Genomic DNA, 14,733 nt, shown 5'->3' on the forward strand with positions numbered 1-14,733 from the left:
TCCGCCAAACTGCGAACGTGACCCTTGACTTTAACCCTTGGCAACGGTGTAGGCTTGGTTGATCGTAGCGATGCGTTATTGCTGCCCACGGATTGGGCGACAATGACGTTGACTACGCTTAACCAGGCACACAGGAAGAACCCGCTTGACCCCAGCCGCCTACAATCGACGAACACGCAAACCCAGCGCGCGCAACGCGTTGGCCGTGTTCGTCGTGGCGTGGCTCAACCTGGCCCTGGCTCCGTGTGCCATGGCATTCGGCGGTGTACCCGAGCCTGATTGTCCGCATTGCCCGCCGTCTCAGGCTGACGCGCATGCGGGTCATGATATGTCCGGACATGCCGTAGCAGATCACGATGGCATGGAAGACGCGATGCCGTGTGCAAGCAGTGCGACCGATTGCAACGTCACTGATGAGCTCAACCATGACGGTCGTACGCTCAAGCTCGAACCCAAAGATTCGCCGAGTGACCTCGTCATCGCGATTCACCCCGCGCTCCCGAGTGTGGCGACTCTGCGCACGGCGGATGCGGCTGGCTGGCATCGAACCCGAAGTCCGCCCCTTGGCGCAACCACCCCACTCAACATTCTTTACTGCGTCTATCTGAAATAGCGATCCCTTCGCGCGAAACCGGTATTTGTCGGTGACACCCGAAGGAGATTGTTCAGATGTTGTTACGTTGTTGGGAAAACTCCCACCAGAATAAGCCCGCATTTTCAGGCTGCCGTCTTGCGACTGCCTTGAATGCTGCGCTGTTGCTTTTTGTTTTTGTGGCGCTCGCGCCGATCTACGCGCAAGAGCTCCCGCCTCTTACGCTGACTGAGGCCGAGGAGCTGGCGTTACGTCAGGAACCGGGGCAGGCGGCGTACCTGGCTCGCGCCGATGCTCTTCAGGAACAGGCGGTCGTAGCTGGCCAGTTGCCGGACCCGACGCTGCGCATCGGCCTCGCGAACTTCCCGGTTGAGGCCGGTGGCTTCAGTACTGAAGCTATGACTCAGGCGCAGCTTGGGTTGCGGCAGTCGTTCCCAGCCGGCAAGTCGCGGGTATTCAGTGCGCAGAGATTCCAGTCTCTTGCAGCGGAAATGGAGCAGAACGCCGAAGCTCGTGGTCGCGATGTGCTGTCGATGGTTCGTGGCGCATGGCTTGATGTGTACTACTGGCAACACGCAACCGCGACTGCCAAAGAGTCGCGCCGATACTTTGATGACCTGGTGACTGTCACGCGGTCGTTGTACGCCGTTGGCAAAAAGGACCAGCAGGATGTATTGCGTGCGGACCTCGAGTTGAGTCGGCTCGATGATCGTTTGATCGACTTTCAGCGGCAAGCCGGCACTGCACGAGCGGCGTTGTCGGAGTGGCTTGGTGCCGATGCCGATCGAGCTGTTGCGTCAGAATTGCCGGCGTGGAGCCGCGTTCCTGCGATTGAAAGGTTGCAAGATGAACTGGCCAACCATCCGGCATTGCGCGCTGTCGATTCACAGATAAATGCGCGCCTCGCCGACATTGATATTGCTAAAGAACGTTTCAAGCCCGGGTGGGCGCTGGATCTCGGCTACGGGTATCGCGAGGGCTCGCTGCCGAGCGGGCAACCCCGATCAGATTTCGTTTCTCTTTCCGTGACCGTCGATCTGCCGGTGTTTCGCAAGAACCGCCAGGACCGCTCGCTGGCCGCTGCGCTCGGCGAACGCCGCAGCGCTGTCGAATCCCGCGAGGCACTTTATCGCCGTCTCGCAAGCCAACTCGGAGGCGAGTACCAGCGTTGGCAGGAATTGTCACGCCGCCTTGATCTATACGAGCGAAAGATCCTGATTCAATCAAAGGATCAGGCCAATGCAGCACTGGCTGCTTACCAAAGCGATGCTGGCGATTTTGCCGACGTATTGCGCGGCTTAATCGATGACCTGAACACCCAGCTCGACTACCTGCGTATTCAGACTGATCGCGCGCAAAGTTACGCCGTGCTCGCAAACCTCGGGGGATTGCAGCGATGAAATTCACAGTGCCTACTGTAATTGCAATCGCTGCCGTGCTGGCAGTGGGAGTCGCGCTCGGTCGCTGGTGGCCGGCCAGCACTGATACTCCAGCAGGCTCCGATACAGCGGAGAAAGAAGTGTTGTATTGGCAGGCTCCGATGGATGCCAGTTTCCGGCGTGATGCTCCCGGCAAATCGCCTATGGGAATGGACCTGGTACCGGTTTATGCCGTTGATGCAGCGAGCGAGGACGCTGGCGTTGTGTCCATTGATCCACGAATCGTCAACAACCTCGGTATTCGTACTGCCTCTGCGGAATTGAGTCCCCTGTCGCGGCGTATCGAAACCGTCGGCTACGTTGGCTACGACGAGGACACGGTGCATCACGTGCATACCCGCGTCGATGGCTGGATCGAAGAATTGTCGATCAAGGCAAGTGGCGACCGGGTTCAGCGCGGGCAGGTGCTGTTCGCCCTCTATTCACCCACGCTGGTAAATGCACAGGAGGAATACCTCGCCGCATTGAAGAGTCGGAATTCTGCATTGCACGAGGCTTCTCGTGAACGTCTGGCTGCACTTGGCGTGGCAGCAGACGAGATCGAGCGGCTTGATCGCGAGCGCAGTGTAAAGCAGCGGTTGCAGGTGCTGGCCCATTCCGACGGTGTCGTTGCGCACCTGGGTGTGCGTGAAGGCATTTACGTCACGCCATCGATGGATGTGATGTCGATCGCAAATCTTGATCGGGTGTGGGTGCTGGTTGAAGTCTTTGAACGGCAATCGGCCTGGCTTAAGGAAGGGCAGAAAGCGGAAGTTGAGCTCGATTATCTCCCCGGTGTGCGTCTAACGGGTGAGGTTGATTACATCTACCCTGAGCTTGATTCGGGCACTCGCACGGTGAAAGCTCGGCTGCGCTTCGACAATGCGGGCGAGACTCTGCGCCCCAATATGTTTGCGAGGGTCATGATTTATGGCACTCCTACCTCGCCAGTCGTGCATGTGCCTCGCGAGGCGTTGATTCGTGGCGGTGAAACGAATCGCGTTGTTCTTGCTCTGCCGGACGGGAAGTTCAGGGCACAACCCGTCGAAGTGGGTATAGAGGCGGGCGATAGGGTGGAGATTCTTTCGGGCTTGAGTGCTGATGATTCGGTGGTGACGTCCGGTCAGTTCCTTATTGATTCCGAATCGAACATCGAGTCGGCGCTGGCCCGTTTGGGGCCTGCTGACAATGCGGTGACGACTGATGACCACGCCGGTCATGCAATGCCTTCCGAACCGGCGCCGCAGGATCACAGTGGTCATCACGGCATGTCGATGAATCACGGCGCTGATCGCGGAGTTTCAGATGAACAGGTGCCAGAAAATCACAGTGAGCATTACGACGTGTCGTTAGAGTGCGATGCTGAGCACAGAATTTCAGCCGAACACGAATCACAGGATCACAGTGAACATGAGGGCATGTCGATGGATCACGCTGCTGACAAAGAAGAGTCGCAGCGATGATCTCTGCGCTCATTCGCTGGTCGATCGACAACCGCATTCTGGTGTTAGTCGCTACCGCCATGCTGGTTGCGGGCGGAATCTACTCGCTAAAAGAAACACCGGTCGACGCGTTACCGGACTTGTCCGACGTTCAGGTCATCGTAAAAACGTCGTACCCGGGGCAGGCCCCGCAGGTTGTCGAGGACCAGGTGACCTACCCATTGACGACGGCTATGTTGTCCGTGCCGAAGGCCGTCACTGTGCGCGGCTATTCATTCTTCGGCGACTCCTACGTGTACGTCATATTTGAAGATGGTACTGACCTGTACTGGGCGCGCTCGCGCGTACTGGAATACCTGAGTCAGGTCGCCGGGCAACTGCCGGAGAGCGCAAAGCCAGCGCTGGGCCCCGATGCCACAGGCGTTGGCTGGGTTTTCGAGTACGCGTTGGTCGACCGTAGCGGCAAGCACGATTTATCCGAACTGCGCAGTCTTCAGGACTGGTTCCTGAAGTACGAGTTGCAAACGGTGCCCGGTGTAGCCGAGGTCGCGACGATCGGCGGCATGGTTCGCCAATACCAGGTGGTCGTCGAACCGGACAAGCTGCGTGCCTACGGCATGACACTCGCCAGAGTCAGGGCGGCCATTCAGTCGGGCAATCAGGAGGCCGGTGGTTCGGTGATAGAGATGGGCGAGGCTGAGTACATGGTGCGCTCTTCGGGCTACCTGGAAAACCTGGACGACCTCGCCCAAATTCCGCTCGGAGTTGACGTGAATGGCACGCCAATAGTGCTATCCGATATCGCGGAATTACGCATGGGGCCGCAAATGCGTCGCGGCATCGCCGAGCTGAACGGCGAAGGTGAGGTGGTTGGTGGCGTCGTTGTGATGCGCTGGGGCGAGAATGCGTCGAAAACGATCGAGGCCGTGAAAGAACGTCTGGCGATGCTACAGCAAAGTCTGCCCGACGGCGTTGAGATAGTCACAACGTACGACCGTTCGGCATTGATCGACCGTGCAGTGGATACATTGCAAGGCAAGCTGATCGAAGAATTTCTGGTCGTTGCGCTGGTCTGCGCTGTGTTCTTGTTTCATCTGCGTTCTTCAGCGGTGATCATTCTGAGCCTGCCGGTCGGAATCCTGGCCGCGTTTATTGTCATGCGTTTGCAGGGGTTGAACGCCAACATCATGTCGCTTGGTGGTATCGCTATTGCGATCGGGGCCATGGTCGACGCCGCGATCGTGATGGTTGAGAACATGCACAAGCACATCGAACGCGAACCGTTGACCGCTGAGAATCGCTGGCGAGTGGTGGGTGAAGCAGCGAGTGAAGTGGGCCCGCCCCTGTTCTTTTCGCTGATTATTATCACGCTGAGCTTTCTGCCGGTGTTCACACTCGAAGCTCAGGAAGGGCGGATGTTCGCACCGCTTGCGTTCACCAAGACTTACGCAATGGCGGCTGCGGCGATACTGTCGATCACGCTGGTCCCTGTGCTGATGGGCTATTTCATCCGCGGCAACGTAACACCGGAACACAAAAACCCCATTAATCGCGGGCTGGTTGCCATCTACCAGCCGGTTATCCATTGGGTTATGCGCTTTCCGAGAATCACATTGGCGTTAGCGGGGCTCGTGCTGTTGATTGGTTTTTGGCCGGCGACGAAACTGGGTTCGGAGTTCATGCCGCCACTGGATGAAGGCGATCTGATGTACATGCCCACGACCTACCCCGGAATCTCCATCGACAAAGCTCGCGAGATATTGCAGCAGACCGACAAGATGATTCGTACGCTGCCGGAAGTGAAAAGTGTATTCGGCAAAATCGGCCGGGCGGAAACCGCGACTGACCCGGCGCCGTTGACGATGATCGAGACCGTTATTCAGTTCAAGCCTGCCGAAGAATGGCGCGACGGCATGACGATGGATGACCTGCATGCCGAACTGAATCGCATCGTCAACTATCCGGGCCTGACCAATGCCTGGGTTATGCCGATCAAGACTCGCATCGACATGCTGGCAACCGGCATCAAGACGCCGGTGGGTATCAAAGTAGCGGGCCCTGACCTCAGCGTAATTCAACAAATAGGTAAAGATCTTGAGCAAGTGCTTGCCGATGTCCCCGGCACGGCGTCCGTGTACTCAGAGCGGGTTGCCGGTGGTCGCTACGTTGATGTCGATATCGACAGGCAGCGCGCATCGCGCTATGGCCTCAACATTAACGACATTCAGGACATCGTGCGTACGGCGATCGGTGGCATGAACATCACCCAGACAATCGAAGGGCGGGAACGCTACCCAGTTAACTTGCGCTACCCGCAACGCGTTCGGAATTCGTTGGAGCAATTACGCCTGCTGCCCATCGTTACGCCGCAAGGTGCGCGCATTGCTTTAGCTGACGTCGCCAATGTGCGGGTTGTTGACGGACCGCCGATCATAAAAAGCGAAAACGCACGATTGAACGGCTGGACTTACGTGGATATTGCGGACCGCGATCTGGGGTCCTATGTTGCGGCGGCGCAGCGCACAGTGAACGATCAATTTTCGTTACCTGCGGGCTATTCGTTGTCGTGGTCTGGTCAGTACGAATACATGGTTCGCGCCAAGCAGCGACTGTCACTCGTTGCGCCGGTCACGCTGGCGATTATTGCGCTGTTGTTGTTCCTGAACTTCCGTCGTTTTGCGGAAGTTGCGATTATTCTCGGAACTTTGCCGATGGCGCTCGTCGGCGGTATCTGGCTGCTCTACCTGTTCGACTACGATCTGTCGGTTGCGGTTGGCGTCGGCTTTATCGCACTGGCCGGTGTAGCCGTTGAGATCGGCGTGGTCATGCTGGTCTATCTGAATCAGGCGATCAGGAAACACGCAGCACTTGCTACTGCTGAGCGGCGAAAGCTAACTCGCGACGACGTGCGTCAGGCAGTCATTGACGGCGCTGTTCTGCGTGTGCGGCCCATCATGATGACGGTTGCCGCCATCATCGCAGGCCTGTTACCGATCATGTTTGGCAATGGCACGGGCGCGGAGGTGATGCGTCGTATTGCAGCGCCGATGATTGGTGGCATGGTCAGCGCGACGGTTCTGACCTTGATCGTTATACCTGCGCTGTTCTTGCTGTGGCGAGAGCGATCACTGGCGCGAGGATAATGGATGGCAAAGAGTGGGTTAGCCGATGTTGCTGACGATCACGGACTCGTCCACTTTCGACATTCGTCCGCACTTCTTTGACCCGCGACACCGCTGAGTCCGGCTGTGCAAGAAAGAGCTTGACCTTCCCACGATGGGAAGGTCTACGATCTGTTCGTGCTTAAGAAGCATTGGCAACAAACGAGGAATGACGCGATGAAGATCAGTCAGGCCGCCGCCGCTACAGGTTTATCGGCGAAACGCATTCGCTACTACGAGGAAATCGGGCTGTTACCTGCCACTGGCCGCAACGATGCGGGCTATCGGCTGTATGAGGCCGCCGATATTCATACCTTGCGGTTCATCCGCAGCGCCCGGCGACTGGGCTTTTCGATGCCGCAAATCTCGACGTTGCTGGAGCTTTGGCACGACAAGGAGCGCAGCAATGCATCTGTCCGAAAGATCGCATACGCGCACATTGATGAGCTGAACGGCAAGATCAGTGAGCTGCAGGCGATGGTAAGCGCGCTGACGGATCTGGCGGATCGTTGTCACCGAAGCAACCGCCCCGAATGCCCTATCCTCGAAGAGCTGGAAAAGAACGCCCAATGAACACACTTTGGAGCTGACCTATGCACCCCAAGAATGAATCGGAAACCGTCGGCAACTGCCACAAACATGGCACGGCACTGAACAAACATTCGGCGGCGCCGACCAGTGCGCCGTACACGTGCCCGATGCACCCGGAAGTTGGGGCGGATGCACCCGCCAGTTGCCCGGAGTGCGGCATGGCGCTGGAGAAGAATTTCCTCGCGGCAACCAGCGCGAAATACACCTGCCCCATGCACCCGGAAGTTGAGTCCGACAAGCCCGGCAGTTGCCCGAAGTGCGGTATGGCTTTGGAGAAGAAAACCCCGGCCGGCAAGAAGAAACAGTACACCTGTCCGATGCACCCCGAGATTATGGAGGACGAACCTGGAAGCTGCCCGATCTGTGGCATGGCGCTTGAGCCGGTCATGGTCACCGCGGAAGAGGACACCAGCGAACTCGACGATATGACGCGGAGGTTCTGGGTCAGCACGATCCTGACTCTGCCCCTGTTTATCTACGCGATGGGTGACATGATCCCGGGTCAGCCGCTTGAACACCTGGTGCCGGTCGCCTGGCGGCAGTGGGGTCAGTTCGTACTGGCAACCCCCGTGGTGTTGTGGGGTGGCTGGCCGTTCTTTGTGCGCGGCTGGCAGTCGCTGCGAACCATGAACCTGAACATGTTCACACTGATAGCGCTCGGCGTTAGCGTGGCGTTCGTGTACTCGCTGGTGGCAACGGTAGTGCCGGGTGTTTTTCCATCCGCTTTCCGTAACGCGTTTGGCGAAGTCGCGGTGTATTACGAGGCGGCAGCAGTGATCACGACCCTCGTGCTCTTGGGCCAGGTACTTGAACTGAAAGCGCGCAGCCAGACTTCCGGCGCAATCCGCGCTTTGCTCGAACTCGCGCCGCCGACAGCGCGCCGAGTTAATGCCGATGGCAGCGAGAAAGAAGTGTCGCTTGATGAGCTGTCGATCGGCGATCAGCTGCGAGTACGGCCGGGCGAGAAAGTACCTGTCGATGGCAGTGTGAAAGACGGGCGCAGTGCCGTCGACGAATCCATGATCAGTGGCGAACCGCTTCCTGTTGAAAAGCAGGAAGGCGACAAACTGATCGGTGGCACGGTCAATGGCACTGGCAGTTTCGTGATGACAGTAACGCAGGTGGGTGACGACACCGTGCTGTCCCAAATCGTACGCATGGTTGCCGAGGCGCAACGCAGTAGAGCACCCATTCAAAAACTCGCCGACCAGGTAGCATCGTGGTTTGTGCCTGCCGTGGTTATCGCGGCGTTGTTAACGTTAGTCGTCTGGACGATCTGGGGCCCGGCGCCGGCAATGGCCTATGCCATCGTCAACGCAGTCGCGGTGCTGATTATTGCCTGTCCCTGTGCGCTCGGACTGGCGACGCCGATGTCGATCATGGTCGGTACGGGCAAAGGCGCGCAGAACGGCATTCTGATCAAGAATGCCGAGGCACTCGAAACGCTGGAGAAGGTCGACACGATCGTCATAGACAAAACCGGCACATTGACGGAAGGCAAACCTGCGCTGGTACTGATCGAACCTGCCGAAGCTTATACGGACGAGCGTCTGCTGAGCCTCGCAGCGGCAGTGGAAAATGCGAGCGAACACCCGCTTGCACAAGCGATCCTGGCAGCTGCTGAAGCCCGTTCACTTCGCGTTGAAACTGCTCGAGATTTCGAGTCCGTCACGGGAGAAGGCGTGCAAGCCCGCGTTGGCGATGAAGTAGTTGCAATCGGTAATAGTAAGTACATGAACCGACTGGGTGCGCACGACTCGCTGCTGGCTGATACCGCGGCAGAGCATCGGCGTGACGGAAAGACGGTCGTGTTTGTCGCAGTGGATGGCCGGCCTGCAGGACTCATGGGCGTTGCTGACCCCATCAAGAGTACAACGCATGAAGCCATTGCCCTGCTGCACAAAGCGGGCTTGAGGGTTGTCATGCTGACAGGCGACAGCCGCGCAACGGCGGAGGCCGTGGCACGGCAGACCGGCATCGACGAAGTGCACGCGGACGTTTCGCCGGAAGACAAGAATCGCGTTGTGCGGGAGTTGCAGGCCAGCGGCGCGATAGTCGCAATGGCCGGTGACGGCATTAACGATGCGCCGGCGCTGGCGCAGGCCGATGTTGGTATTGCGATGGGAACGGGTACCGATGTGGCGATGGAAAGTGCCGGCGTGACCCTGGTCCGCGGCGATCTGCTGGGTGTCGCGAAGGCCCGGGTCCTCAGTCAGGCGACGATGCGCAACATCCGTCAGAACCTGTTCTTCGCCTTCGCGTACAACACCGCCGGAATCCCGATTGCTGCCGGTGTGCTCTACCCGGTATTCGGTTTGTTACTCAGCCCGATGCTGGCCGCAGCGGCGATGAGTCTGAGTTCGGTCTCCGTCATCGGCAATGCGTTGCGCCTGAGGAATCTGAAAATCTGATGGCCGTTTGCGGGACAAGCGTCGGTATCAAACACCGTGATGGCAATCCAGGCGAAAGTGCCGGAGGGACCAACAACCCGGTCAAAAAAAATAGCAGCGGAGCGTTGTCAGCGCTCCGCTGCATTTCACTTCACATGTTGGTGCGTTGGAAATTATCGGCGCTTGAACAGCTTCCAGACCCGTCCAAGATTCAGAAACGACGTTTCCCCGGACCAGTCCTCAACACCATCATTGTCCGTTACGAGGAAAACCTGACCATTGCGGGTCACGGCAACGCCTTCCGGCTTGTCGGTAATCCAGCCGTTGGATCGCTGCATTGCCGGCAGCAAGTCGAATACGGCTTTCTCATGCTTTTCGATCACGCCATCGTAAGCCGCCCGCAGCGGTACCCGGACCAGGGTCTTCAGTTCCGTGAAGTCCCCGGTGCGGTTGTCACGTTCGATGATCAGGTAGGAGCCATCGCCAACCTGGGTAATTTCCGACAACCCTACCCAGCTGGCATTCTCGCCTATGTCTTCCAGCTCGTAAGCAATGTGGTCCCATTCGCCGGTGCGGGGATCGAAAATCCAGATACGGGTCTGCGCAGGTTCTGCCGGGTCAAGGCCGTCCGGGTCATCGTCCAAAGCCTCGCACTCCGGTGTCGTGTAGTTCCAGCCGCGTTGCTGGGCAACAAGAAGCTTGTACCCCCGCCACCACTCTCGCTTGACGGCTACGCCTTCAAAGCCGGAGCCTAAGGTGCCGCGCGTTGTGCTGGCGGCACGACAGGCGAGGATATTTTCCGGCAGACCAACTTCGCGAATAACCAATCCGGTTTGCGGGTCTACCTGAAACAAGGTGTTCGGCCGGGTATCCGTTGCGTTTCCTTCGCTGGCGATCCAGTAGGTGCCATCCGGAGCAACGGCGATGCCCTCGCTATCCATGTCCACCGTGTTGCCGACGATTGGCAGCTCGTTCGTAATGACGGCAGGCTCTTGGGATGCATCAATGGTGAACACGCGACCTTCGCTGTAGTAGGAATCCCAGACTGCGAGCAGCTCGTTCTTCCGACTCCATGGCTTGGCAACCATGCCGGACAGGGCAGACCAGCCGATGGGCAAGCCTTCTGCATTCGGACCGGAAACCAGTTGCGGGTAATCCGCTTTGCCGCGCTGGAGTTCATAGATCATGACACTTGAACGCACACCATACGGTGGGTCGTCTTCCTCGCCCGAGGCAATCAACAAACCGCGATCAGGAATAGCCAGTACGCCTTCCGGTCCCAGCGGCGCGGGCAGGACCTGTCGGAAGCTCGGTTCGCCTTTCTTGTTCAGTTCATAAACAGCGACAAAACTGCCTCGTTCTGAACCGACAAACAGGTAATCGGTACGGCCATAGCGGCCGAACTCAACCGATTCCGGTTCTGCGCCCTTGTTCTCGGAGCGGTCCTCCGGGTAGTGCCCGTGGGCAACCGCAATCTTCTCGAACTCGTTGCCACTGTCGTACACGATGCTGCCTTGCCGGTCGAATACGGAGAAGCCGCGGCTGCCACCGAACAAGTCACCTTCATTGGCTGTCGCAATCCGGTAGCTGCCGTCCGGCAACTCTATCCAGCTGATCGCGTCTGGCTCGCGAGGTACGCCTGCAATGGAGTCGGTCAGGGAAATCAGGCCGTCTTCATTGTTATCGACGTTGTACAGATCGACTGTGCCCATCGAGAAATGGCTGGTGACGGCACCCGTTGCCAGATCGACGATCGCCAGGTGATTGTTCTCCTGCAGTGACACCGCGGCTTCGTTATTGGCATTGATGTCGACAAATTCCGGTTCCGGGTCTGCAGGCGCGTACAGGGACAATCCGCTCAGATCAACCTGCCGGATGTTCCAGTCAGCAGGCTTGCCATCAATATCCACGATCAGCAGAAAGCCTGCCGGCAGCTGCGGCAAACCGCCTTCTTCACCGTTGACTTCAATATCTTCGTCGCGTTCGTTCTCGATGACGATTGCAGCGTACTTGCCATCAGGGCTGACTTTCAGCGAATCAGGTTGTCCGCCGAGTTCGTGGGTCGCGACAATGTTCCGCTGCGCGATATCGACAACGTGCAGCTGGCCGCTTGGGGCAAGCAGGTCGGGGCTCGTGTTGACCGCGACGAGGGCAAACTGGTTGCCGAGGATGTCGACTGAGGTCGGTTCACCGCCGACATTCAACGTGCCGAAAGAGACCGGCTGCCGGGGGTTGCTGATGTGTATGAAACCGACGGATTCCGTCGAGGCGTCTGTGTAGACCAGCGTCTTGCCGTCTTTGGTTGCGGCAATGATTTCTGAAACCGTCGAGTCCCCGATTTCGTCATTGTTGACGTAGTTCGGGACGGTCGCTATCCGTTGAAAGCTCATGTTCTTCGAGCTATGCCCGCGGTCATGGCTGTAGCGGTCGTGGTGGCCGTTGTAGCCTCGATTGTCGTTGGCTTTCTGGCCGGCGTGTACTGTTGCACTCACGCATAACGTGACAGCAACAGACAGCAGTACCGATGTGATGGGTCGCATCAAGCTGGTCTCCTGGGATTTGAAAGAGCGAGCTTTCGACCGTAAGCCTGCTTGATGACGAACCGTTTAAGGTTGTATTGCCATTTTCTTGCAGGCAGTTTTACGACAGGCTTGTGCGCTGTCGACGCCGGCAATTGCGAGCGGCATGCGCCCGCGTTGGTCACAAACCTCAATCCACGCAGAACCCGGGTTGATTGGATCACAGCGGTTCTCGCGTGAAGTTGGCAAGTTGGCAGCGGCCGGTTTCCCTGCTGACACCGGGCGCAGATTTTGAGACGGCAACGGCGAGCCAGGCCGCGGCACCGAGATGGTGCGCGTCTGTTTGGCTCAAAAGACGCGACCAGCCGGCGAGCCGCGAGTCGTAGCCACGGATTAGAGCGGCAGAGTAGCCCTGAAATTGGTAACATCGCCGCACAAAAATAAGAATCCGGCAGGGAAATCCAGTGTCCGTTTTTCAAGAGCTCAAGCGCCGTAATGTCTTCCGGGTAGGGATTGCCTACCTTGTCGCTTCCTGGGTGTTGCTGCAGGTCGTCGACGTCATTTCGGCAGTGCTCGACCTCCCTGCCTGGGCGCCAAAACTGGTTCTTGTCATCCTGCTTGTCGGCCTGATTCCCGCTTTGGTCTTTGCCTGGGCGTTTGAGATGACGCCGGAGGGCCTCAAGAAAGAGTCTGACGTAGACCGCTCAGACTCCATTGCCGGCGCCACCGCCCGCAAACTGAATTACGTTATAACCAGCTTTCTGGTGCTGGCTGTTGTGTTGCTACTGGTGGAGCGGCAGATGCGGCCGGCGGTCACAGCGCCGGCGGACGTTGCGCCGGTAGCGGCGGCGATTGAGGTGGAGCGCGACCGCTCCATCGCCGTGCTGCCGTTCGTCAACATGAGTTCTGATGTTGAGCAGGAGTTTTTCTCTGACGGTATCACCGAGGAAATTCTTAACTCGCTGGCCTCGGTCAAAGAGTTGAAAGTGGCGGGCCGCACTTCCTCTTTTGCGTTCAAGGGGCAGAACGACGATCTGCGCCGGATTGGCGATTCACTTGGCGTACAGCACATTCTTGAAGGTTCGGTACGGAAGTCGGGTGCAAAAGTCAGGATCACCGCCCAGCTCATCCAGGTCGACAACGGCTTTCACCTGTGGTCGGAAACCTACGATCGTGAACTGACCGACGTGTTTGCCATTCAGGATGAGATCGCGAACGAGATATTAAAGCAGCTCAAATCGCACCTGGTCGGCGCGGAAGAAGTGCTGGCCGAGGCCATGCGCACGACTCCCGAAGTGTACGAATTGTACTTGCGTGCAAAACAACGCATTTACGCGCGCGAACGTAACGAGATCAAGCTGGCGATAGCAGAACTCGATGAGGCCATTCGTCAGGATGAGAATTATGCACCTGCCTATGCGCAGCGCGGCATAGCGACCATGTTGTCATCCGATCAACAATACGGTGACATTCCGCATCAGGAAGCACGTCGCCGCGGTAAACGATACATTGATGAAGCACTGCGTCTCTGGCCGGAGTCGGCGGAGGCCTGGGCCGGATTGGGGCTCTACTACGACAGAGATAGTGAGTTGGCGACGGATGCATTGGTCAAAGCACTCGAAATCAACCCGAACATGATTGACGCGAGCAACTGGCTGCAAATCTCTTTGCGTAATGCCGGACAGATGCGCAGTGCGCTGAACATCCTGCGGGATATCGTGGAACGAGATCCGCTGTACCGGCCCGCCTTCAGTAACGCCATGCAGATGTTTCATGCCTATGGGCTGAGTGACGAAGCAGATAAATTGCTGCAGCGCATTGAAGCCTTTGACCCTGATCATTCCAGTCTGTTTCTGGCACGTGCTACCAGCTACTTATACGCCGGAGAAACGGGCAGGGGTCTGCAGCAACTTGAGGAGTCGGCGAAGCTCGGTGAATTGAGCGGTGTGGAGCAGCTGTATCTCAGTTACGGTCTGATGGACACCGGGCAGGCAGAGCGCGCGCTGAATGAGGGCTCGATCTACTTCCGGCCTGATGCCCTGTACCAGGTCGGCCGCAAGGAAGAGGCCATTGCGCTGGCTTACGAGCACGCTCGTGGTGGCGAGCCTTATTCCCTGTTCTTCATGCTGGTTCGGGAAAACCGGGACAAGGAACTGGTTGACTACATCGAGGAACGCTGGCCGGGACTGCAGGCGTTTGCAGACGAAAACCCGGGCGATGACGCCGGTTACAGTTTGATGATTCAGGTCGCGCTGGCGTATCGTCGCACGGGCAACGACGCCCGGGCAGACGAAGCGCTACAACTGGTGGACTCCTGGATGAACGTGCTGGAGAGCAATGGCGTTGACAATACCTTGTACACGCTTGGCCAGGCTTCCTACCTTGCCATGCTGGGCGACGTCGAGGGCGCGCTTGCCGGACTGAAAGAGGCCGCTGATGAAGGTCTTTCATCGGCGACGGATCCTGACATCACATACCCCGAATTTGCCGTGCTGCAGGGTGACCCGCGCTACGCCTACATCAAAGCGACGATGCTGGATAACCTCAACTACAATCGGCGCATCCTTGAGTTGCCGCCGTTCGATGCGAACTACCAGGTAAGGCAATAGCCAATACGGTC

General features: G+C 58.0%; 8 protein-coding genes. 7 read left to right on the forward strand and 1 reads right to left on the reverse strand.

Annotated elements, in window-relative coordinates:
* Window positions 1-145 precede the first annotated feature (145 nt).
* The 6 genes from BA177_RS01695 (at window position 146) to BA177_RS01720 (ending at window position 9,615) form a co-directional block, all read left to right on the forward strand.
* Complete coding sequence (locus BA177_RS01695) at window positions 146-613, forward strand: hypothetical protein (protein ID WP_068612178.1); 468 nt, start codon at window positions 146-148, stop codon at window positions 611-613.
* 56 nt (window positions 614-669) lie between these two features.
* Window positions 670-1,992 carry a TolC family protein gene (locus tag BA177_RS01700; RefSeq protein ID WP_082989771.1) on the forward strand — a complete coding sequence of 441 codons (1,323 nt, stop codon included), beginning with the start codon at window positions 670-672 and terminating at the stop codon, window positions 1,990-1,992.
* An 8-nt stretch (window positions 1,993-2,000) separates the two neighbouring features.
* Window positions 2,001-3,473, forward strand: coding sequence for an efflux RND transporter periplasmic adaptor subunit (locus BA177_RS01705; RefSeq protein WP_197493274.1), 1,473 nt, complete (start codon window positions 2,001-2,003; stop codon window positions 3,471-3,473).
* The gene (locus BA177_RS01710) at window positions 3,470-6,595 is read left to right on the forward strand and encodes an efflux RND transporter permease subunit (RefSeq protein WP_068612184.1); all 3,126 of its coding nucleotides are present in this window, start codon (window positions 3,470-3,472) and stop codon (window positions 6,593-6,595) included. Before BA177_RS01705 ends, BA177_RS01710 begins: the two co-directional genes overlap by 4 nt.
* Window positions 6,596-6,790: 195 nt before the next feature.
* A complete protein-coding gene (gene cueR / locus BA177_RS01715; RefSeq protein WP_068612186.1) occupies window positions 6,791-7,186 on the forward strand; it encodes a Cu(I)-responsive transcriptional regulator in 396 nt (131 codons plus the stop codon).
* Between the two features lie 20 nt (window positions 7,187-7,206).
* Window positions 7,207-9,615 (forward strand): copper-transporting P-type ATPase, encoded by a 2,409-nt coding sequence (locus BA177_RS01720; RefSeq protein WP_082989772.1) that lies wholly within the window; start codon window positions 7,207-7,209, stop codon window positions 9,613-9,615.
* 152 nt (window positions 9,616-9,767) lie between these two features.
* Here the strand turns inward: BA177_RS01720 and BA177_RS01725 are convergent, their stop codons facing one another.
* Entirely contained in the window at window positions 9,768-12,134 is a 2,367-nt protein-coding gene (locus BA177_RS01725) for an esterase-like activity of phytase family protein (protein ID WP_231892537.1), read from the reverse strand.
* Between the two features lie 443 nt (window positions 12,135-12,577).
* On the opposite strand from BA177_RS01725, the gene BA177_RS01730 reads away from it, so the two are divergent.
* Window positions 12,578-14,722 carry a hypothetical protein gene (locus BA177_RS01730; RefSeq protein ID WP_156762651.1) on the forward strand — a complete coding sequence of 715 codons (2,145 nt, stop codon included), beginning with the start codon at window positions 12,578-12,580 and terminating at the stop codon, window positions 14,720-14,722.
* The last annotated feature ends 11 nt before the right edge of the window (window positions 14,723-14,733 follow it).

Origin of the sequence: Woeseia oceani, from assembly GCF_001677435.1 — a bacterium.
Lineage (GTDB): Bacteria > Pseudomonadota > Gammaproteobacteria > Steroidobacterales > Woeseiaceae > Woeseia > Woeseia oceani.

Coding starts and splice junctions, on each gene's coding strand:
- BA177_RS01700 (WP_082989771.1), top strand. CDS start 670: ATGTTGTTACGTTGTTGGGAAAACTCCCACCAGAATAAGCCCGCATTT.
- BA177_RS01710 (WP_068612184.1), top strand. CDS start 3,470: ATGATCTCTGCGCTCATTCGCTGGTCGATCGACAACCGCATTCTGGTG.
- BA177_RS01720 (WP_082989772.1), top strand. CDS start 7,207: ATGCACCCCAAGAATGAATCGGAAACCGTCGGCAACTGCCACAAACAT.
- cueR (WP_068612186.1), top strand. CDS start 6,791: ATGAAGATCAGTCAGGCCGCCGCCGCTACAGGTTTATCGGCGAAACGC.
- BA177_RS01725 (WP_231892537.1), bottom strand. CDS start 12,134: ATGCGACCCATCACATCGGTACTGCTGTCTGTTGCTGTCACGTTATGC.